This window comes from Pleurocapsa sp. PCC 7319 (genome assembly GCF_000332195.1).
In the GTDB taxonomy this organism is placed as follows: Bacteria; Cyanobacteriota; Cyanobacteriia; order Cyanobacteriales; family Xenococcaceae; genus Waterburya.
The window spans coordinates 563,454-582,761 of the sequence record NZ_KB235922.1 but is presented as its reverse complement, the minus strand read 5'-3'; the positions used below and the strand labels follow the sequence as shown (position 1 = coordinate 582,761).

Annotated in this window: 18 protein-coding genes and 2 pseudogenes; 9 read left to right on the top strand and 11 right to left on the bottom strand. The window is 39.3% G+C overall.

The features are described from left to right. Positions 1–14 precede the first annotated feature (14 nt). The gene (locus PLEUR7319_RS0106800) at positions 15–1,019 is read right to left on the bottom strand and encodes a DMT family transporter (RefSeq protein WP_019504454.1); all 1,005 of its coding nucleotides are present in this window, start codon (positions 1,017–1,019) and stop codon (positions 15–17) included. A 117-nt stretch (positions 1,020–1,136) separates the two neighbouring features. On the opposite strand from PLEUR7319_RS0106800, the pseudogene PLEUR7319_RS34510 reads away from it, so the two are divergent. Beyond that, positions 1,137–1,916: pseudogene (locus PLEUR7319_RS34510) on the top strand (MATE family efflux transporter); the annotation flags it as partial. A gap of 235 nt (positions 1,917–2,151) precedes the next feature. Here the strand turns inward: PLEUR7319_RS34510 and PLEUR7319_RS0106790 are convergent. Then, positions 2,152–3,465: a D-alanyl-D-alanine carboxypeptidase gene (locus PLEUR7319_RS0106790; protein WP_019504452.1), complete on the bottom strand. Its 1,314-nt coding sequence runs from the start codon at positions 3,463–3,465 to the stop codon at positions 2,152–2,154. Positions 3,466–3,666: 201 nt separating this feature from the next. Here PLEUR7319_RS0106790 and plsX point away from each other — a divergent pair, with 201 nt between their 5' ends. Beyond that, positions 3,667–4,731 (top strand): phosphate acyltransferase PlsX, encoded by a 1,065-nt coding sequence (gene plsX, locus PLEUR7319_RS0106785; RefSeq protein WP_019504451.1) that lies wholly within the window; start codon positions 3,667–3,669, stop codon positions 4,729–4,731. Between the two features lie 36 nt (positions 4,732–4,767). Beyond that, positions 4,768–5,766 carry a beta-ketoacyl-ACP synthase III gene (locus PLEUR7319_RS0106780; protein ID WP_026102357.1) on the top strand — a complete coding sequence of 333 codons (999 nt, stop codon included), beginning with the start codon at positions 4,768–4,770 and terminating at the stop codon, positions 5,764–5,766. Between the two features lie 131 nt (positions 5,767–5,897). Here PLEUR7319_RS0106780 and PLEUR7319_RS42540 read toward each other — a convergent pair. The 5 genes and pseudogenes from PLEUR7319_RS42540 to PLEUR7319_RS0106760 all read right to left on the bottom strand — a co-directional run. Next, positions 5,898–6,041, bottom strand: a pseudogene (locus PLEUR7319_RS42540) (IS110 family transposase); the annotation flags it as partial. Positions 6,042–6,120: 79 nt separating this feature from the next. Further along, on the bottom strand, positions 6,121–8,085 hold the full coding sequence (acs, locus tag PLEUR7319_RS0106775; RefSeq protein ID WP_019504449.1) for an acetate--CoA ligase: 1,965 nt from the start codon (positions 8,083–8,085) through the stop codon (positions 6,121–6,123). Positions 8,086–8,205: 120 nt separating this feature from the next. Next, positions 8,206–8,664, bottom strand: coding sequence for a PPC domain-containing protein (locus PLEUR7319_RS0106770; protein WP_019504448.1), 459 nt, complete (start codon positions 8,662–8,664; stop codon positions 8,206–8,208). A 289-nt stretch (positions 8,665–8,953) separates the two neighbouring features. Next, a complete protein-coding gene (locus PLEUR7319_RS43425; protein ID WP_051044404.1) occupies positions 8,954–9,190 on the bottom strand; it encodes a hypothetical protein in 237 nt (78 codons plus the stop codon). Positions 9,191–9,343: 153 nt separating this feature from the next. Next, positions 9,344–10,696 (bottom strand): proton extrusion protein PcxA, encoded by a 1,353-nt coding sequence (locus tag PLEUR7319_RS0106760; protein WP_019504446.1) that lies wholly within the window; start codon positions 10,694–10,696, stop codon positions 9,344–9,346. 256 nt (positions 10,697–10,952) lie between these two features. Here PLEUR7319_RS0106760 and PLEUR7319_RS34505 point away from each other — a divergent pair, with 256 nt between their 5' ends. The 4 genes from PLEUR7319_RS34505 to PLEUR7319_RS0106735 all read left to right on the top strand — a co-directional run bounded on the left by PLEUR7319_RS34505 (position 10,953) and on the right by PLEUR7319_RS0106735 (position 14,988). Continuing rightward, the gene (locus tag PLEUR7319_RS34505) at positions 10,953–11,354 is read left to right on the top strand and encodes a hypothetical protein (RefSeq protein WP_144054261.1); all 402 of its coding nucleotides are present in this window, start codon (positions 10,953–10,955) and stop codon (positions 11,352–11,354) included. Positions 11,355–11,507: 153 nt separating this feature from the next. After that, positions 11,508–11,942, top strand: a complete 435-nt coding sequence (gene dut / locus PLEUR7319_RS0106750) for a dUTP diphosphatase (protein ID WP_019504444.1) — start codon at positions 11,508–11,510, stop codon at positions 11,940–11,942. 260 nt (positions 11,943–12,202) lie between these two features. Next, entirely contained in the window at positions 12,203–13,954 is a 1,752-nt protein-coding gene (locus tag PLEUR7319_RS0106745; RefSeq protein WP_019504443.1) for a cation:proton antiporter, read from the top strand. A 284-nt stretch (positions 13,955–14,238) separates the two neighbouring features. Further along, positions 14,239–14,988 (top strand): SIMPL domain-containing protein, encoded by a 750-nt coding sequence (locus tag PLEUR7319_RS0106735; protein WP_019504441.1) that lies wholly within the window; start codon positions 14,239–14,241, stop codon positions 14,986–14,988. Positions 14,989–15,299: 311 nt separating this feature from the next. Here the strand turns inward: PLEUR7319_RS0106735 and PLEUR7319_RS41195 are convergent, their stop codons facing one another. The 3 genes from PLEUR7319_RS41195 to PLEUR7319_RS0106725 all read right to left on the bottom strand — a co-directional run bounded on the left by PLEUR7319_RS41195 (position 15,300) and on the right by PLEUR7319_RS0106725 (position 17,168). Beyond that, positions 15,300–15,491, bottom strand: coding sequence for a hypothetical protein (locus PLEUR7319_RS41195; protein WP_158441819.1), 192 nt, complete (start codon positions 15,489–15,491; stop codon positions 15,300–15,302). Next, positions 15,475–16,245: a hypothetical protein gene (locus tag PLEUR7319_RS0106730; protein WP_019504440.1), complete on the bottom strand. Its 771-nt coding sequence runs from the start codon at positions 16,243–16,245 to the stop codon at positions 15,475–15,477. The genes PLEUR7319_RS41195 and PLEUR7319_RS0106730 overlap by 17 nt, the downstream gene beginning before the upstream one ends. A gap of 110 nt (positions 16,246–16,355) precedes the next feature. Then, positions 16,356–17,168: an SDR family oxidoreductase gene (locus PLEUR7319_RS0106725; RefSeq protein ID WP_019504439.1), complete on the bottom strand. Its 813-nt coding sequence runs from the start codon at positions 17,166–17,168 to the stop codon at positions 16,356–16,358. Positions 17,169–17,289: 121 nt separating this feature from the next. Here PLEUR7319_RS0106725 and PLEUR7319_RS0106720 point away from each other — a divergent pair, with 121 nt between their 5' ends. Beyond that, positions 17,290–17,634, top strand: coding sequence for a hypothetical protein (locus PLEUR7319_RS0106720; RefSeq protein WP_019504438.1), 345 nt, complete (start codon positions 17,290–17,292; stop codon positions 17,632–17,634). Here the strand turns inward: PLEUR7319_RS0106720 and tnpA are convergent. Beyond that, positions 17,591–17,992, bottom strand: coding sequence for an IS200/IS605 family transposase (gene tnpA, locus PLEUR7319_RS0106715; RefSeq protein WP_019504437.1), 402 nt, complete (start codon positions 17,990–17,992; stop codon positions 17,591–17,593). The two genes, PLEUR7319_RS0106720 and tnpA, sit on opposite strands and share 44 nt — an antisense overlap. A gap of 34 nt (positions 17,993–18,026) precedes the next feature. Between tnpA and PLEUR7319_RS0106710 the strand changes: the two genes are divergently transcribed. After that, positions 18,027–19,184 (top strand): RNA-guided endonuclease TnpB family protein, encoded by a 1,158-nt coding sequence (locus PLEUR7319_RS0106710; protein ID WP_026102356.1) that lies wholly within the window; start codon positions 18,027–18,029, stop codon positions 19,182–19,184. The last annotated feature ends 124 nt before the right edge of the window (positions 19,185–19,308 follow it).

Genomic DNA, 19,308 nt, shown 5'->3' with positions numbered 1-19,308 from the left:
CCTTTATTCTCATCTTATTCTTTCAAGGGCGAAACTTTGGTAGAGTCACTGGATTTCGCCAAATAAATGCCAACTAAAATTAAAATTACTGCCAGACCACTAGCTAGACTTAAGTTTTCGGTAAAAATCACCCAGGCTAAAAGTGCCGTAATTATCGGTTTTAACAATGCAAATATCCCAACAAAACTAGAAGAAAACTGCTTCAAACTAAAAACTAACAAACCTTGTCCAAAAGTTTGGCAAACAACTGCTAGAGCAATAACAGTTAACCAACCTTCTAGAGAAACAGGCAATAAAGTTGTGTCTGTCAATAAAACTATAGGCAAAACTATTAAAGCACCAAAGCCACATCGCCAAAACAAAACTTTAGAAGTTGCGCAACCGCGATCGCGTAAATAACCGACAATTAAGATATTGGTTCCATGAAGAGCGGCGGAAAGTAAAGCAATACCATCACCGACTAAATGATCTGCGCCCAGTTGCCAATCGTCCCAACCTATTGCTGTACCACCAATTATGGATAACACCATGCCCAGCATAAATTGGCGATTGAATCTTTGTTTGAGGATTAACCAAGCCCCAAAACTAATAAATAAAGGTGTCAGACTACGCAATACAGTTGAGCTAGCAACACTAGTGTGAGTGAAAGAAATCGCCCAAAAAACAGCAGAGGCAGTAGCAGCAATACTAGCAAGGATTAACAAACCCTGTTGCTTATAGTCAGGAGTGTATTTTGGGAATTGAAACTGGGTAAATTCTGGAGGAGTTTTTATTAGTTGCCAGCAACTCATAATAATAGTTGCAATCCATAGTCGATTAAAGATGGTTGCTGTTGGACTAATTTCTATTTCACTGAGTTTAGTAAATATAGGTGAAAAAGCTAGAGCAATTACTGCTAAGGTTAAAATCCCTAAACTTAAACTATCGGCAATTAGTTTTTCCCACGATGAAGATTGTTCGATTGTCTTGACAGTTTCATATGTCTCGCTATCTGAGTTTAATAAACTTTTTTTATTCAATGTTGATGGGATGTTAACTCAATATTGATTAATGCTTGATGTAATGTTAACCATAGCATTTAACAGTGGAGTATAGCCCTTTCCCGAGCATCCTCAATAATAGTTGATCAAAGTTGAATAACAGAAATCAGATCTAATCCATACTGTAGCTTTTTGCCTCGTTTCTATCGATTAGCAATTGTAGGCGTCATGTCTAATATGATGGTGCCTTTAGCTGGACTATGGGACACAGCTTTTTTAGGACATTTGCAAGATCTAAGGTATTTGGCTGGAGTGATTTTAGCAAGTATTTTATTTGACTATTTATATCGTATTCTCAAGTTTTTGCGTAATAGCACTAATGCGATGACTGCTCAAGCAGCAGGTAAAGATGATCCCGTAGGAGTTTGGTTAGCGGGTTTACGCAGCGGATTAATTGCAGGGGAGATCGCTTTATTAATTCTTTGTTTGCAATATCCGATCCAAAAATTAGGATTTGCGATCTTATCTGGCACACAGGATATTGAACTCGCAGGCATAGAGTATTTTAACGCTAGAATTTGGGGCGCTCCCGCAGTATTGCTTAACTTTGTCTTAATCGGTTGGTTTTTGGGACGAGAAAAGAACAACATTGTTTTACTGATTTCGACGATCGCCAATAGTTCTAACGTGTTACTAGATTATCTAATGATTACTCGATGGGGCTGGTCAAGTATGGGAGCTGGTTTGGCTACTGCTCTAAGTCAATATTTAGCTTTATTTGTGGGCTTAATTGCCGTGGCGATAAATATTGACCGACGAGATTTAAGTAAGGCATTGCCATTAGTTTTCAATCGTCAGGCACTTAAGGGTACTGTTAAGCTCAAAGCAAATATATTAATCCGTTGTGGATTAATGATGCATTATTATGAACTATTTTGTTAGTAATTAATTCTTCAAAACCAGATTTATTTCTGGGGGAACTTTCCCCCAGACCCCCTGTTGGGGAAGTGACGGCTTCCCCAAGCCCCTTCGTAACTAAAGTTTAGTCAAAATATCTGTTTTGCTAGCTAATTTTTACATAATTTCTCAATAAAAACTATAGGATTAGGTTTACAGCTATTTACTCATTACCGAGGCTGTTCTCTATTCCCTATTCCCTATTCCCTATTCCCTATTCCCCTTGAATAAGATTACGCTGGGGATCGCCTAAATACCAATCATTTTTTTGAGCGAGATCGACATTATAAGGAATTAGCTGCCATGTCTGTACTAACTCATTGAGTAATTGATCCTGTTGCTGGCGAAAATATTTTACCTGGCGACCATTGTTGATAATCACAAAGTAAACTTTACCGCGATCGCTGGTGGAAATAACACCGGCTAAAGCACTTACATTATCTAAGGTTCCTGTCTTAACCGTTGTGCCAGGAGGCAGACCCCGATCCTGTACTGTTCCGACAAGATCTCTTCCTGCGGTGGGAAATAGATCGACCACGCTTAAAGCGTTATCTTCAAGTAACCGATCGATAGCCATCAGCATTTGACATACAGCACGGGGAGAAATACGGTTTTCTTCACCTAATCCAGAGCCATTGATTAGCTCAATTTCTGTCAGGGCAAAATTAGCTTGTTCGGCTGCATATTGAGCTACATTTGTTGCGCCACCAGCTAAGTCTGCCAAGATTTGCGCCATTTTATTGTTACTGTAGATATTCATCTGTCTCAGGATTTCGGCCAAAGGTAAAGACTGATGATTAACTATTAGTTGAGCTGTAGCTGGTACTTGAGCAATTAATTTGATTCCACCAGCGATCGCTACTTCTGGCTGTGCTGTACCAGGGGGCATTTGGAGATATTGTTGAGTGATTTCAGATTGCCATAATTTTCGATCTAATCCTTGTTTCAATAGCTTTCCTGCCACTTGAGCTTGAGCTTGATAATTCATATAGAATCGATCTGTAACCAAAAGATCACCTTGAACCTGACGGATACCCAATTGATTAAGCTTATTGCCTAAAGCGATCGCCTCCTCCCAGACGAACAAGGGATCGCCACTCCCTTCTACAATTAGATCTCCTCTGACAACACCGTTTTTAATTTCTCCTGTGAGGTAAATATTGGTGATAAATTGATGATTTGCTTCCCATTTGCCCAAGGCAGTTAAAGTAGTGGCAATTTTAGTTAGAGAAGCTGCTGGCAGAGCAGTAGTGCCCTGATTACTGACTACTGATACCCAATCAGATTGTACCCATATCCCTTGTTTCTCAGAATTAATTCCCTGACTTGCTAAATTTTGGAGATAGGTTCTAACAATACTTTCCGTAAGGCGATTAGATTCTAACCATGCCAGGCGATCATCACTGCCAGGAGGGAGAGTGAAGATGGCTGTCTCTTGCCAGGGTAATAATTCTAGAGGCTTAAGGCTATTGCTTGGTTGCCGAAAATTATTGAGCCAGGGAACAATTAGAGCAATTAAATCTAGCATCGAATAATTTCTGTTTCTATTTAAATCAGAACTTGTTGCAGTTGAAAGTTAAAATGACATTATTCAATGTCAACATATTTATAACTCTTCTACTTTAAGAGTAGGAACACTAGGTGAGATTTCCTGACCATCTTCCACAGATAGTAGGGATATTTAACCTCAGACTGTTAAAATTTGTAAGGCTTCTATAAAATTTGCTAAATGGGATTAACTCGCGCAAGAATCGCAGTAGACGCTATGGGGGGGGACTATGCCCCCGAAGAAATTGTTGCTGGAGCAATTATGGCTGCAGCAGAATTGGATTTAGATGTCTTACTGGTGGGAGATAAACAACAAATAGACTCCCTGGTTAAAAAACATGGTGTCAAAGACCTAGCACAGATTGAGGTGATCCACGCTGAAGATGTGATCACCATGAAGGAAGAACCTCTAACGGGTATTCGTCGTAAGCCCAAAGCTTCAATTAACGTGGCAATGGATCTAGTGAAGCGGAAAAAAGCGGATGCAGTAGTTTCTGCAGGGCATTCAGGAGCAGCTATGGCATCTGCTTTATTGCGTTTAGGTCGCTTAAAAGGCATTGAACGCCCTGCAATTGGAGCTGTTTTACCGACCATTGTTCCAGACAAATCAGTAATCGTATTAGATGTAGGGGCAAATGTTGATAGCAAAGCTAAGTATCTAGAAAAGTTTGCTTTGATGGGCACAATATACAGTAGATATGTCTTGGGACACCAAGAACCCAAAGTTGGTTTGCTTAATATTGGTGAAGAATCTTCCAAGGGCAACGAATTGGCTCTACAAACCCATCAGTTATTGACAGATAACCCTCAGATTCCATTTTTGGGTAATGCAGAAGGCAGAGATGTACTATCTGGTGGGTTTGATGTAATTGTCTGTGATGGTTTTGTGGGCAATATTGTGCTCAAATTTGCTGAAGCCATCGGGGAAGTGATGTTGCAAATTATGAAGGAAGAATTACCTAAGGGATGGCGCGGTAAGCTAGGAACAGCTCTATTAAAGCCTAATTTAGGTGATATTAAACGGCGTATTGATCGAGCCGAACACGGTGGAGCCTTATTGTTTGGAGTGGCAGGAATTTGTATTATTAGTCACGGTAGTTCTCGTCGGGGGTCAATGTTTAATGCTATTCGCCTAGCTAAAGAGGCGATCGACAACGAGGTTTTAGAAAAAATCAAAGCTAATAACAATCAACAAATAGAAGAAGCAAAAAATCATACTGAAACGGCTTCAGCTAGTTCAAAGTAATAGACAGGTAGCCCTAATAAGTAACGGAGTAAGACATTGAACAATATGGGTGCGGGTATTGCGATTACTGGATGTGGTTCAGCTGCGCCAGAGGCAATTCTAACTAATTATCATTTAGCTCAGATGGTAGAAACTTCTGATGAGTGGATCAAAACCAGAACCGGAATGAGCAATCGTCATATCGCCTCCCCTACTGAATCTCTAAGTCAGTTATCAGCTGTTGCTGCCAAAAATGCGATCGCTATGGCAGGGATTTCCGCTACCGATATTGATTTAATTATTCTGGCGACTTCAACCCCTGATGATATGTTTGGTAGTGCTTGCAAAGTACAAGGGTTAATTGGAGCAACTAATGCCGTAGCTTTTGATCTAACTGCCGCTTGTTCTGGGTTTCTTTTTGCTTTAATTAATGCTACTCAGTTTATCCGTAATGGAGTATACAGAAATGTCCTAATTATAGGGGCAGATGTACTTTCTCGCTGGGTAGATTGGTCAGATCGTGCTAGTTGTGTTCTGTTTGGAGACGGTGCAGGTGCAGCAGTATGTCAGGGCATTTCTGACGGCGATCGCCTATTAAGTTATGGCATGTATAGTAATGGTAGTCAAAATGACTCTCTCAATTTGAATTATCAAAGTGATTGCCAAGCGTTAGTAGATGGTATTATTGCTCAGCAGGGAACGTATCATCCTATAACGATGAATGGGAAAGAAGTATATCGTTTTGCGGTAGCCAGAGTTCCCGAAGCGATCGAAAAAGCCATGTTTCATGCCAATCTGACTGCTAATGATATTGATTGGTTACTCTTGCATCAGGCAAATCAGCGTATCATGGATGCAGTTGCCAAACGCCTCAAAATTCCTTCAGAAAAGATTTTAAGTAATATCGCCGAATATGGTAACACCTCTGCAGCATCTATTCCCCTCGCCTTGGATGCAGCGGTTAGAGAAGGCAAAGTGAAACCAGGCGATACGATCGCAGCTTCTGGGTTTGGAGCAGGGTTGACTTGGGGGGCAGCTATTTTTCAATGGGGTTAGTTTGAGTAATAAGGTATTTAATTGTAATTGTGGGCTTTGGGCGATCGCGAACCAGACAATTCAGGCAAGCTAACCGCTTATCACAATAACAACTTCATGTGATGTTTAAAACTTCAGAACGATTGAAAGAGTTAACTGACAGTTCGAGGTTGCCAAGGTAAATTATTTTTCATCATAGCATTTAAAACGATTAAAAGCTTGTGAATACAAGCAGTAAGAGCGACTTTTTTGAGTTTACCTTTTTCTAGCAACCGCTCATAGAAGGCTTTAAAAAGGCAAAATATACACCCAAGAGGAAATACAAGTATTTGACCACGATTGGATGAGCATGACACTCATCCCAAATCAATCATATTAACCTTGTCGTAATTTATCTAACACGCTGAGATCTTCCATGGTGGAGATATCGCCTACTAATTCTTCCCCGGCAGCTAAATTACGTAAGAAACGGCGAATAATCTTACCAGAGCGAGTTTTAGGTAACGCATCGGCAAAGCGAATTTCCCCGGGACGGGCGATCGCGCCAATTTCTTTGACTACGTGTTGTTTGAGTTCTGCTTTTAATTCATCACTAGCACTATAAGTACCTTCCAAAGTGACAAAAGCATAAACATCTTCCCCTTTTACTTCGTCGGGACGAGAGACTACCGCAGCTTCAGCCACAGCAGGATGGGATACCAGAGCTGACTCTACTTCCATGGTGCCTAAACGATGTCCAGAGATATTCATCACGTCGTCAACCCGACCCATGACCCAGAAGTAACCATCCTCATCTTTGCGTGCGCCATCTCCTGCAAAATAGAGATATTTGCCATCCTTGGGAGGAATGTGTTCCCAATAGGTGCGACGAAAGCGATCGTCATTTTTATAGACAGTGCGCATCATACTCGGCCAAGGATGCCTGATGACCAAATAACCTCCTTCATTTTCCCCCACAGGATTTCCCTCCATATCCACAACATCAGCAATAATGCCAGGGAAAGGCAAAGTAGCAGAGCCCGGTTTTGTTGGAGTGGCTCCGGGTAGAGGAGTTAGCATAAAGCCTCCAGTTTCCGTTTGCCACCAAGTATCCACAATAGGACAACGTTCACCACCAATTACTTTGTGATACCACATCCAAGCTTCAGGATTAATTGGTTCGCCAACAGTACCTAAAATACGTAGAGAAGAAAGATCACGACGATTAGGATGTTCGTCACCCATTTTGATAAAGGCGCGGATTGCTGTCGGGGCAGTATAAAAGATCGTGACACCATATTTTTGCACTACATCCCAAAAACAACCCGGATTAGAAGGACGAGGTGCACCTTCATACATGACAGTAGTTGCACCATTGGAAAGAGGGCCATAAACAATGTAGCTATGACCTGTAATCCAACCAACATCAGCAGTACACCAATAGACATCATCATCTTTAATATCAAATGTCCATTTAAAAGTCATATGGGTATATAGGTTGTAACCCCCAGTGGTGTGAACTACCCCCTTAGGTTTACCCGTAGTACCACTGGTATAGAGAATAAATAGTAAGTCCTCACTGTCCATATGTTCGGCAGGACAATGATCGGAAGCACTGGCTTTTAGTTCATGCCACCAGTAATCTCGATCGGGCTGCATCTGAATATCTTGTTTTGTGCGCTGCACCACCAGGACGCTTTTGACACTGGGAACATCACTAGCGATCGCTTGATCTACCGCATCTTTTAGGGGCACAATTTTATCCTTACGCCAACCACCGTCGGCAGTAATTACTAATTTGGCTTCGGCATCTTGCAGACGAGCTTTTAAAGCTTCAGCACTAAAGCCCCCAAAAACAACACTGTGGGCGGCTCCAATTCGAGCACAGGCTAACATAGCGATCGCCGCTTCCGGGATCATAGGCATATAAATTCCTACGCGATCGCCTTTTTTTACTCCTAGATGCTTAATTACATTTGCCATCTGACAAACTTCTTGATGCAGTTCGGCATAAGTTAAAGTTCGCGAATCTCCAGGTTCTCCTTCCCAAATAAGGGCTGGTTTATCCTTGCGATGGGTAGTTAAATGTCGGTCTAGACAGTTATAGGCAATGTTAATTTTGCCATTGACAAACCATTTGACAAAAGGAGGTTGCCAATCTAAGGTTGTTCCCCATCTCTCAAACCAATGCAATTCTTTTTCCGCTAATTTTGCCCAAAATCCACTAGGATCTGATTTGGCTAAAGTATAAAGTTTTTTATACTCTTCCATACTCTTAATAGCAGCTTTTTCAGAGAATTCTAGCGATGGAGTGAATACTCTTTTCTCCTGTAAGATTGATTCTATTGTTGCTTCCGACATAGTTACTATTTACCGTATGAATTTACTAAAGTTATTTGTAACGCCGATTTTCCCAAAGTAATTTTAATATTTACGAAGTTGGTAAGAATTCTTTAACTATTGCAGTGCAATCCTTATTTATTACTTAGAGGAAGGTTTGAGTTTAGTTAACTTTAGGGTAAATTTACCACCGCTAGTTTCTCCAAAAGCTCGAACTCGCACAATATATTTACCGGCCTCGTTAATGCGGGAAAAAAGTAGAGAATTGGTTGTACCGTCTGGACCATCATCATTTTCAGCAATAGTTGCCCCATCAGCAGCTATCAATGTCACCATGGAATCAAAATTATCTGAAGTTAGATCGATCGCGACCTGATCTCCTTTCTCTAACTGCACAAAATAATCGCGAGCAAAACCACCTTCTCCTGTGGGTATATCGTTTTCGGTAAGGGTATCTGAGATTACTTGCTCGGAGCTGATTGAAGGTGGATCGTAAATCTTGGATTCGGCTTGGGCAGGTAATGTCTGCAATCCTACTGTACAAAGAGCAATTGAAGCAACTAGGGTGTTAAATCTATGAAAGACAAACCGATTAACCATACCGAATTGAAAAGTTAGATAGTATTAATTGTCTAATTCTTCTATTATATCTAGGGAGTCGGCTAAGAAATAAAATCTTGATTGAGATATAAAGCTAAAGTTTAAATTAGAGAGAGCTATTGTAACTAAAACCCCAAGCTAAAAAGTATTCATTGGGTCGTGAGCAGTCGCACTTAAATCTCCAGAACCAGCGATCATCAAGAAATCAACTATTTCACGAACATGACCAATTTCGCTATCTCAACTTTGCTCTTCCTCAACTTTGCTCTCTACTTGAGAAGTATCTATTTTATTCAGAATGATGTAAACGATCCAACTTATCCAAAATCTTCAAGCCTTCTTCTGGATCTCCTTGAGCAGCTAAAGCCCTAAAACGATTCTCCGCATCAAATTCGGTTAAAGCAATAGTGGAAAATTCTTCCATTAATTTATTTAGACTAATTCCTCTTGATTTAGCCAATGCTTTTAATCTTACGTGTTTACAATTTTTGTAGCCACCTTCATAAGGTAGCACATACGCTATCATTAGCTCAAACCACCTTATCAGGATTTACGCATTAAGCGAATAGCAAATTGAGCAAGTCTCAAAAGCTTGCTGGATAAGGACATGGATCCAGATGGCGTAAAACTATTCAATTATGAAGCAACAATTAATTATCTATGACTTTTATGTTGATTCTTACTCATTCATATTTTTATAGGTTGCTACAGAAGAAGGAGATATACGATTGAGATAACGGAAAATCCAATATTTTAAAACCGTATCTAAAATCACGGGAAATGTAGCAATAAATAAGAAGTTAAACTCCCGATTTTCGGGCAATCCTAGGTGACGAGCAATACCTTCCAAAATGACTTCCCAACCATGGGGGGAATGATAACCAACAAACATATCGGTAAGCAGAATAATCAGAAAAGCCTTCGCACTATCACTAAGACCATAAGCTATCTCATCCAAGAATGATTTGATAATTTGAATTTCGCGCTTACAGAAAAAAACAATACCTGCAAAAGCAAATAAAGAGAAAAAATCAGCAAAAACATTGCCGATCGCATTAATTCCTCGTCCCTGAAATTCAGCGGATAATTCTTCGGCTTTATGTTTTAGTTCTGCTTCTTCTTCTTCTGGAGAAAGATGAGGTATCAAGCCAATCATACTTTTAAAATGAAGCTTTTCTTCATAGCGACGTAGCTCCGAAAAAGCTTCTTCTTCCATATCTTCATTAATAAACAAGACTTGTTCTTGGTGATTGACAAAATATTTTTGCACCAAGGGAGTAATGATTAAACTTTTAGTCACCTGATGAGTTAGTAACGGCACAATAATCAGAATTAGTAAGAAACGAATCGAGATTGCGGTTTTATTACGACTTTTACGAAATTTTTTGACTACTTTTTCTTCCGTATCTTCTGCCTTAGGATCAATTTCTTGTCTAATACGGCTTAGCGTCCGCATGAAAGAACGTGGCAGGACACTGGTTTTATCCGTAATTGTTTCAGTACTAGGGTCTTTACCGTTATCATCTTTGGTTGCTTTGTTTAAAGCCAGCGAGCGATCTTTTTTATTAATTATTAAACGATTATCTTTTTGATTAAGATCTAAAGGACGAGTCGCGCGAATTTCGATTTCTTCAACAACTGGATTTTTGTATTTGGCGGTAATTGCATCAATATAAGCTAGTTTTTCAATTACCGTCAGCTCTCGGCTATCATCAAAGCCGTTAGTATATCTGACAATACTTTGACTGGAATTATTGGGTCTAGTATCAGAAAAAATTAATAAACCCCGACTAATCTTAAATTCGGTCAATCTGGCTTTAATTGTGGTGAGGTAGTTATTGACATCTCCCCGAAAAACTTTAATTACACTTTCGGAGTACCCCACCGAGCTAGCAGATACCATTTGACCATCAAAATGATCGTCCTCGATCGCTTTAATTTTAATTGCTGCACGATAGGCTGCGTCTAGAGCTCTCTCTGGGGTTGCAGCTAACCAACGTCTACCAGCATTAAAAATGTCTTGAAGTTTCATTAATTTTAAACTACACCATCAATAATGGGATTTATAGTTTTGCTTGATATATGAGCAGAATCATAACCTTCATGATACTGAAGTATCAGGGGTCAACGAAAGGAGTAAGAATGAAGAATAAGGATTAAGGACTTATGGGAGATAAGCGGGTATCTCTACTAAATGATTCAGTTCCATATCTTTCAACAGTTTAGCGAGTTTTTCGTCAAGAAGCGGACTCCTAATTTAATAGTTTATGCATTTAGATCAAGATCTTATGAAAAAATGTTGCCTCTTGTGTCTTAGTATTTTGATATTTTTTTTAAGCTGGGAAATTCCTGCTTACAGTGATGTTCTTAGTAACGATAACTGGACTGTATCTATTGGTAACGAGCATTCTTGGACTGGCAGAAACAACACAGGTAATCTTAGTTACTATGGGTGCAACCGTAATTGTAATTGCATTTATTTAACTGGGGGGAAAATCACTTGTCGGACTGGTGTTTGCAAAACTACTTGGCAGAATAAAAATAATACTTATATTTTATCTTCACCGATCACCCAAACTAATGCTCGTGATCAAATTCCCTCAACTTTAACTGTCTCCTCAGATTCCAAGGTTATTTTAAAGACGAAACTGTATCCCAAAGCTTTTGATAACATCAATTACCAACAATAGTTAGGTGATCTGGCGATCGCTTATGAGTAATATCAAGTTCGGTTGAATACTTAAATTAAGAATGAGGTCAAGTAATAAGTAACAAGTAATAAGTTTTTTAGGTCTGCAATAAGCCTGTTTATTTCAATTAATTATCCGTACTTGATATAATATATGGAAATCAAGATTCTCAAATTAAATGAAGCTGCAATCGTTCCCCATTATAGTCATCCTGGGGATGCTGGTTTAGATCTTTTTTCAATTGAAGAACAGGAAATACTACCAGGAGAAACTAAGCTAATCAATACGGGGATCGCGATCGCTCTTCCTCCAGGTACTGAAGCACAAATACGTCCTCGAAGTGGATTGGCATTAAAACATTCAATTACTGTGTTAAATTCTCCTGGCACAATTGATGCTGGATATCGAGGAGAAATTGGCATTATTTTAATTAACCATGGCAAAAAACCATTTCAAGTTGTTATTGGTATGAAAATTGCTCAGATGGTTATTGCGACAATTATTCAAGCCAATGTAACCTTAGTAGATAAACTTGATGTTACTTCTAGAGCTACTGGAGGCTTTGGTTCTACGGGAACAATGAAATAAAAATAACTGTCCAACATCTGCATACTTACCACTCATTGGGAGCAGTAAAATATCGCTCTATTAATACTATTCCTCTGATTGCCAAAACTCGTCTTTGTATCGAGAAGGTGATTATCTAGAATATCTGGCAAAATATTTCATTCCAAGTTATTTAGGAGGCATAATAAGCTTGTCTCCTGTTTTTTTATTGCGACTGCTAAAATTTCTGGAGTAAAGGAAATTAAGATTAAATAGAACATATAGCAATCTGATCAATATAGATGGCCGGGGTAGACAATAGCTTCATTTTTGACATGACAATTGCCTTAGGCTCCTCGGCGTTGGGGGGTTACATTGCTAATCGTCTTCGTCAGCCTGTTCTTTTAGGCTATTTGGCATCAGGTTTAATCATTGGGCAAGTAACTCAAATAGAGCAGATAGAATCTTTAGCCCAAATAGGTGTTGCTTTTCTTCTATTTGCTTTAGGGGTTGAGTTTTCCCTAGCCGAACTAAAACGAGTTAAGGATATCGCCCTCAAAGGCAGTTTATTACAAATTGGTTTCACTATTGCTCTGGTTGCTGTTTTTACAACCTTGTGGGGTTGGGTACAGACTCCCATAGAAGGAATTTTTATGGGGGCAGTTTTATCTCTATCTTCAACCGCAGTAGTACTGAAGACTCTAACCGAAAGAGGAGAAGTAAATACGATTCATGGTCAGGTGATGCTAGCAATTTTAATTGCCCAGGATTTAGCTTTGGGGTTAATGCTGGCGGTATTACCTGCTCTTAATCAACCAGATAATTTAGCTCCTGCCTTGATTGCGGCGGTGATTAAAGCTGTACTGTTTTTTACAAGTGCGATCGCTGCGGGCTATTGGATCATTCCTCGTTTAATGAGCGCTGTGGCAAAAACCGAAAACAGTGAATTATTTTTGCTGACGGTAATTGCATTATGCCTTGGGGTGGCATTAATTACCGCTAGTTTAGGTCTATCGATTGAGATGGGGGCATTTGTTGCGGGGTTAACTATTTCGGAGATTGATTATTCCGATCAAGCTTTAGCTAAAGTCATACCTTTACGAGATACATTTGCCAGTCTCTTTTTTGCTTCGATTGGGATGTTAATTAATCCTAGTATTATCTGGCAAAATTTTGGCATCATTATCGGCTTAGTTACTTTGGTCATGCTGGGAAAAGCAACTATTATTTTTCCCATTATTTGGCAGTTTGGCTATTCTTTTAAAACCGCAGTTATTAGTAGCTTAGGACTAAATCAAATCGGAGAATTTTCTTTTGTTCTAGCAGTTTTGGGAGCTAGATTAGGATTTATCAATCAAGATCAATACGATCTCTTAATCGGTACAACGGCGATAACCCTGGTAATGACTCCTATTGGGATGAAGTTCTCTGCCGAAATTGCCCAAAAGTTGGCAACTATTCCTCTAATTGCCGGCTATTTGGATCGTAGACAGCAGGCTAGAGGCATATCTGTACCCGAAACTATTTGCAACCATATAGTCGTTGCCGGTTACGGTAGAGTAGGACAAGTAATTGTTAAAGTCCTGCGCGATCGCGGTTTTACTGTGTTGGCAATTGAAAATAGCGAAGCTGCCATCAGACGTTTGCGACAAGAATCCATTCCCTACATTTTTGGAGATGCTGATGCGGAACTAGTATTAGAAAAAGCTTATTTAGATCGGGCAAAAGCTTTGGCGATCGCTCTACCCGATCCGTCTAGTACACGTATTTTGGTGAAGCAAGCGATGGAAATTGCCCCAGGTATCGACATAGTTGCCCGTTCTCATAGTGATAGTGAAATTGACCTGTTAACCAAACTAGGTGCAACTGAGGTGGTGCAGCCAGAATTTGAGGCAGCATTGGAAATGGGCAGACAGATTTTAAGTACCCTGGGAGAAGAAGAAAGAGAAGTAGCTTCTTTACTACAGAATATACGTCTAGACCGCTATCTTAGTGTCAGAGATACTAAAAGAAAGAAGGATGAAAAAGCCGATCAACAGAACCACCACCATTAAAGAAAAGAAATTATTAATAGGTAGTGTTAAAGGAGGAGAAAAAGGTTAGGACAATAGCATGAGCAGAACAACTGAAATTGGGACTGTTTACCAAGGATTAGTCGAGTTTAAAGGAATCCCCGAACAAGGAAAGCTATTTTCTCTCACTAAAGAAAACTATTTAGCTCAGTAACATAGGAGCGATCGCATTATCAAGTAGATTGTTAATGTTGATATTATCAGGGATGGATCTTTTCGGAAGTTTTGGCAGTTGACGAAAACCGAATGAAGGTAGAGAGTGAACAATGAGCAAATACAGAAAACAATTGAAGATAAGTCAATTTACGGTACCGAACCTGCGTTTAAGTAGTGGCTTCGCCATTTGCAGTTTTCTCAGTTTGACTTTGATTAATCCAGTTATGGCCTCAGAAAAATTATTACCAACGTTGACAGTAACTGGAAATGGGATTGAAAAGATTGCCACCACCCTTACACAAGTCAGGTTGGGAGTTGAGATTCAGGGAAAAACGGCGACGGAAGTACAACAGGAAGTAGCTTCTCGTACATCAGCTGTGGTGGATTTACTACGCTCAAAAAATGTTGAACAGTTACAAACCACTGGCGTTCGGTTGCAACCAAATTATGACTACAGTAATAAGCAAAGGCGTTTAGTGGGTTACATTGGCACCAATACGGTCAGCTTTCGTCTCCAGACAGAGCTGGTTGGAACTTTGTTAGATGAAACCGTAAAAGCGGGAGCCAGCCGCATCGATGGGGTAAGTTTTACCGCTACCCCTGAAGCAATCTCTACTGCTCAAAAAGATGCACTCCGTAAAGCAACTATTGATGCTCAAGCTATGGCAGATACTGTTTTGGAGACTCTTAATCTTACGTCAAAAGAGATTGTTAGTATTCAAGTAAATCAAGCCAGTGTCCCCCCACCAAAGCCTATTCAAGTTGAGCAATTGTCAAGAGCAGATGCTCAAGTAAATACGCCTATCATCGGTGGAGAACAAACAGTCAGAGCTTCTGTCACTTTGCAAATCAGCTATTAGCCTGGGCATTATTGATTTCTGCCAAAATAAAGTCTTTTTGGTCAAACTATAGCCGTACAAAGTTACGTTAGGACAAGTTTATTTGATTGCTAGTAAGTAATGAGTAACGAGTAACAAGTAATGAGTGTCCTAATAAAAGTTCGTATTGCTATACAACCCACATTTCGCGAGTTGCATTATACTTCTAATGAATTTCATTCAAAACCATTGCCTTGAAATAGTTTTAGTGATTTGAGACAAAATCATGTCATCGCGAAAAATCAAGAATAGTTCAAGATGTGACAATGAAAATTTGGCAAAATTAGCGATTTTTACGATAATCTATTGTGCTTCATTTGTAACGTGCGAAATGTAGGATACAAGCCAGCTAGCACTTTAATTCCCGTTCCCCGATTGGCAAGTGATGAGATGCTATTTGAAATTGATGCGATCGCTGTAATTTTAGCAATACTTAGATTCTCAGGAGAAATAATAGAGCGATCGCTTTTATGCTGTTTTGACAAAGCGAATAATTTCCCTAACATGACTTAAAAATTGACTGTCTTCACTTAGTTGAGAAACAGCGGTTATGGCTTCTCTAGAAATTCGTTCGTGTTCGACTGTATTTTTGGCTTGATACTCTTCTAGTAATGCTTTTTGACGTGCTAGCTGATTTCGATTTTCTTGAGTTGCTTGCTGTTGTTTACTGACCCAAGAATTGGGATTTTTTGAATCTAGTAGGGATTCTATTTTTTTAATTGCTGTTTCTAAAATTTTCACTCTATTACTAAGTTCAATAGCGTCCTCACGGGGATATTTGATCTCTTTTTTAATAGTTAATAATCTGGTCGTTAAATATTGATAGCCACGAATTGTGGGACGCAAAATTGTTAACAATAAAGTTAATCCAGAACTGACATACCCTACATTACTGATACCAGTAGCAGCCAATAAATAAAGAGCTAAAGCTGAAATTAAATGTAAAGTAATCGCGCCAATGATCGACCAGCGAGCTACTTTCTGAACATAGTTTAAGGGCTGTAGCTCGATTTTAAGACCTTTTTTTTGAGATACTTCAGCCTCAGTTAGTGTTTCGCGAGCATCAAAATAGATATTCCAGGGAATAGTAACAATAATCAACAGCCACCAAAAAGAAGCAATTCCAATTAACCAATCAACTAAACTACCTGCGGATATATTTAACCATTGAACAATTCCACCTAGAATTGCTGCTAAAATTCCTAAGCTAATACTAAAGCTTATATATTTGCTAAACATTTTTAAATAAAAAGTTTTTGATTAAATTTAATTGTCTAGAAATAATAGATTGATTTGGTGATTAGCTGTGACAATTTGTTAGGGTTCATAACATAAGAAATTCGTTTTAGCTAAATCTCCCTCTTCTGAGAGCTAACAGCACGAGCTGCGAGCGTATCAACTAAGTTGGGGGAAAACAATTTTAACCAAAGACCTAACTTGCCTTTGAGAGTCATTACCAACTCTCTTTTTCGCTTGCGCATTGCTTTAATAATCAAATCGGCACATAGTTCTGTAGACATAGCCTTCTGCTGCTCGTTATTTAAACTAGCTTTGACAGGTTTTCCATCTGCTCCTAAAACATGCTGACGGATGTCTGTAGCTACGAAACCAGGAGAAACAACTAATACATCTACTCCCGTGCCTCGTAACTCTATCCGCAGAGAATCAAAAAAGCCTTGTACAGCGTGTTTACTGGCTGCATATCCACTGCGAGTGGGAATCCCAGTTTTCCCCGATAGAGAGGAAATAGCCACTAACAAACCGCGAGAATTTTTCAGGTGGGGTAGAGCATAGTTTGTACAGTAGACAGTTCCAAGATAGTTAACCTTCATTATCTTCTCAAACATTGAGATCTCTTTGAGCTGGTCAAACCTCGCCCACATAGATATTCCTGCATTATTCACCAAACAATCTAGCGCGCCAAAAGTAGCTAGACTATCTTCTATAAGTTTTTGACAAGCTTCTGGATTAGTTACGTCAGTAGGGGCGACAATAGCTTGACCTCCAGCTTGGATGCATTCATGAGCAGTTATTTCTAAAGCAGCTTGATTGCGGGCTGCTAAAACCAACTTGGCACCTTGTTGTGCTAGTTTGACTGCTAAAACTTTTCCGATTCCAGCAGAAGCTCCAGTAATAATAATGGTTTTATTAGTAAAATTCATACTTCAAAGAGCAGACGCTTTGAGCAAAATCTCCGAGCAACGAGTATTTAATGCTATCTAAATTTATTATGCCTCCAACTAGCTAAACTGAAATAAGATCTTCAAGCCCTCTCTTTTTGTCATGAGTATCGAAGAATTTGTAGAACTAACTCAGCAACAAATAAAAAGTTATCCCCTTGCCCTAAAAGCATTATGGTTTGACTATCATGATGATTGGCACAAATCACATAAATTGATTGATACCCGAAGCGATCGCGACTGTGCTTGGGTTCATGCTTACTTACACCGTAAAGAGGGAGATTTAAGTAATGCTCGTTATTGGTATCGCCGTAGCGGTAAACCAGAATCAAAACTGAGTTTGACCAAATACCTTGAAGGGCGCAAGCCCCTGGCTTCAGACATGGGGTTAGCCCGAACGAGGTTTAGCGACTGCGCTTTTGATTGGCTATATATTCCTTTATTTTAGCCAGAGGTGCGCCTCCAACAGTAGAAACAAAGTACGAGTTTGTCCATAGCGTCGGGAGACGAGATTTTAACTGAGGAAATTCTTTTCTAAGATACCTAGAGCTAACACCCTTAAACCTCCTTACTGCTTTATGTACTCCAAACTGAGGGTCTAAAGACAACAAAAGATGGACATGGTTCAAGTCTCCTACTTCCATTTCTAATATCTCTACTTGAATTTCAGCAGCTATATTTTTAAGAATTTCTTTGAATCTGGCTTCAATTTCAGTTGTTAATACTGGACGACGATATTTAACGACCCAGACAACGTGATACTTACAGTTGTAAACAATATTGTTATTGCTTTTGTATTGAACCATTGTGTTATATAGCTTCGTTCTGTATAATTATCCTATGGCAAATTATACCGTGAGAAAACTTAAACTTAAATACTTCGAACAGCTAAATGAATTAGCTCATGCTGCGGGAGAATTGTACTCACAAACATTAGTTAGTTTTTGGCGTACTGTTCGGAAAAAGAATGTTTGGTTGTCGGGCTACACAATGGAGAAATGGCTGGTGTCAAATAAGCTTCATGCTCATTCTTCTGATGCAGTCACACAGTCATTTTTTGCCAGTTTAAAGTCTTGGAGAGCAAGACGAAAAACCGATCCAAATTCTAGACCACCAAGACGACGTAGATGGTATTACAAACTAACTTGGAAGTCTTCAGCTATTAAGCTCAAAGATGGAAAGCTTAGGTTGAGTAATGGAAAAGGCAATCAACCATTAATAGTTAATTGGTGTTGGGACAAACCAAAACAAGTAGAACTTGGCTGGAATAAAGGAAATAAGTGTTACGAACTTCGAGCTTGCTACTCTGAACCAAAGGTAAGACTAGTTAAGAATGGGCGCGTATCTGGTTGTGACCTGGGAGAAATTCATCCAATGGTATTTACAGATGGCGTTGATACCGATATTTTAAATGGTCGATTGCTTCGTTCTAAACGCCAGTATCAAAACAAGCTCAAAGCTAAATTATCTAATTTAATTGATACAAAAAAAAGAGGTAGCCAAAGACGCCAAAAAATAATCAAATCAAAACAAAAACAACTTGCCAAGGTTGTAAATCAAATCAAAGATATCGAACATAAGTTAACTAGCAAAGCTGTTTCAATGCTGCAAGAGAGGAGCATTCAAACGTTAGTGATAGGAGATGTTCGTGATATCAGGAAGAATATTAAATACAGCAAGAAAGTTAATCAAAAACTACATCAATGGAACTTCGGTTCGATTAGAGCAAAACTTGAGTATAAATGCGCCAAGGCTGGAATCAATACTGAATTAATTTCAGAAGCATACACTTCTCAAGAATATTTATCGTGTCGAAAAAGAAACAAACCTAGAAACCGCGAATACAAGTGTTTGTGTGGTTTTAGGTGGCACAGGGACGGAGTTGGATGCTCTAATATTCGAGCAAAGTATCTGGGAGAAATCCCAGTAGTCGGGCTTATGGCTAGCCCCTCTGGAGTGAGATTTGAGCCTCATCTTCAGTGTAATCCAAAGCATTAGCTCTGGAGAATCCCCTAGTTTTAAGTTAACGTAGCGAAAGCAAAGTTCACTGTAACTATGGGGAGTAGTCAATAAAAGGCTTTCAAAGTCTATTCTATTAATGAGTAAAGATTTTTAGATAGAC

Excerpts from the sequence above, each read along its gene's own strand:
- PLEUR7319_RS0106730 (WP_019504440.1), bottom strand. The coding sequence starts at position 16,245 with ATGTTTAGCAAATATATAAGCTTTAGTATTAGCTTAGGAATTTTAGCA.
- PLEUR7319_RS0106720 (WP_019504438.1), top strand. The coding sequence starts at position 17,290 with ATGAGTATCGAAGAATTTGTAGAACTAACTCAGCAACAAATAAAAAGT.
- PLEUR7319_RS0106770 (WP_019504448.1), bottom strand. The coding sequence starts at position 8,664 with ATGGTTAATCGGTTTGTCTTTCATAGATTTAACACCCTAGTTGCTTCA.
- PLEUR7319_RS0106790 (WP_019504452.1), bottom strand. The coding sequence starts at position 3,465 with ATGCTAGATTTAATTGCTCTAATTGTTCCCTGGCTCAATAATTTTCGG.
- PLEUR7319_RS0106710 (WP_026102356.1), top strand. The coding sequence starts at position 18,027 with ATGGCAAATTATACCGTGAGAAAACTTAAACTTAAATACTTCGAACAG.
- tnpA (WP_019504437.1), bottom strand. The coding sequence starts at position 17,992 with ATGGTTCAATACAAAAGCAATAACAATATTGTTTACAACTGTAAGTAT.
- PLEUR7319_RS0106725 (WP_019504439.1), bottom strand. The coding sequence starts at position 17,168 with ATGAATTTTACTAATAAAACCATTATTATTACTGGAGCTTCTGCTGGA.
- PLEUR7319_RS34505 (WP_144054261.1), top strand. The coding sequence starts at position 10,953 with ATGAAAAAATGTTGCCTCTTGTGTCTTAGTATTTTGATATTTTTTTTA.
- PLEUR7319_RS43425 (WP_051044404.1), bottom strand. The coding sequence starts at position 9,190 with ATGATAGCGTATGTGCTACCTTATGAAGGTGGCTACAAAAATTGTAAA.
- dut (WP_019504444.1), top strand. The coding sequence starts at position 11,508 with ATGGAAATCAAGATTCTCAAATTAAATGAAGCTGCAATCGTTCCCCAT.
- PLEUR7319_RS0106745 (WP_019504443.1), top strand. The coding sequence starts at position 12,203 with ATGGCCGGGGTAGACAATAGCTTCATTTTTGACATGACAATTGCCTTA.
- plsX (WP_019504451.1), top strand. The coding sequence starts at position 3,667 with ATGGGATTAACTCGCGCAAGAATCGCAGTAGACGCTATGGGGGGGGAC.
- PLEUR7319_RS0106760 (WP_019504446.1), bottom strand. The coding sequence starts at position 10,696 with ATGAAACTTCAAGACATTTTTAATGCTGGTAGACGTTGGTTAGCTGCA.
- acs (WP_019504449.1), bottom strand. The coding sequence starts at position 8,085 with ATGTCGGAAGCAACAATAGAATCAATCTTACAGGAGAAAAGAGTATTC.
- PLEUR7319_RS0106735 (WP_019504441.1), top strand. The coding sequence starts at position 14,239 with ATGAGCAAATACAGAAAACAATTGAAGATAAGTCAATTTACGGTACCG.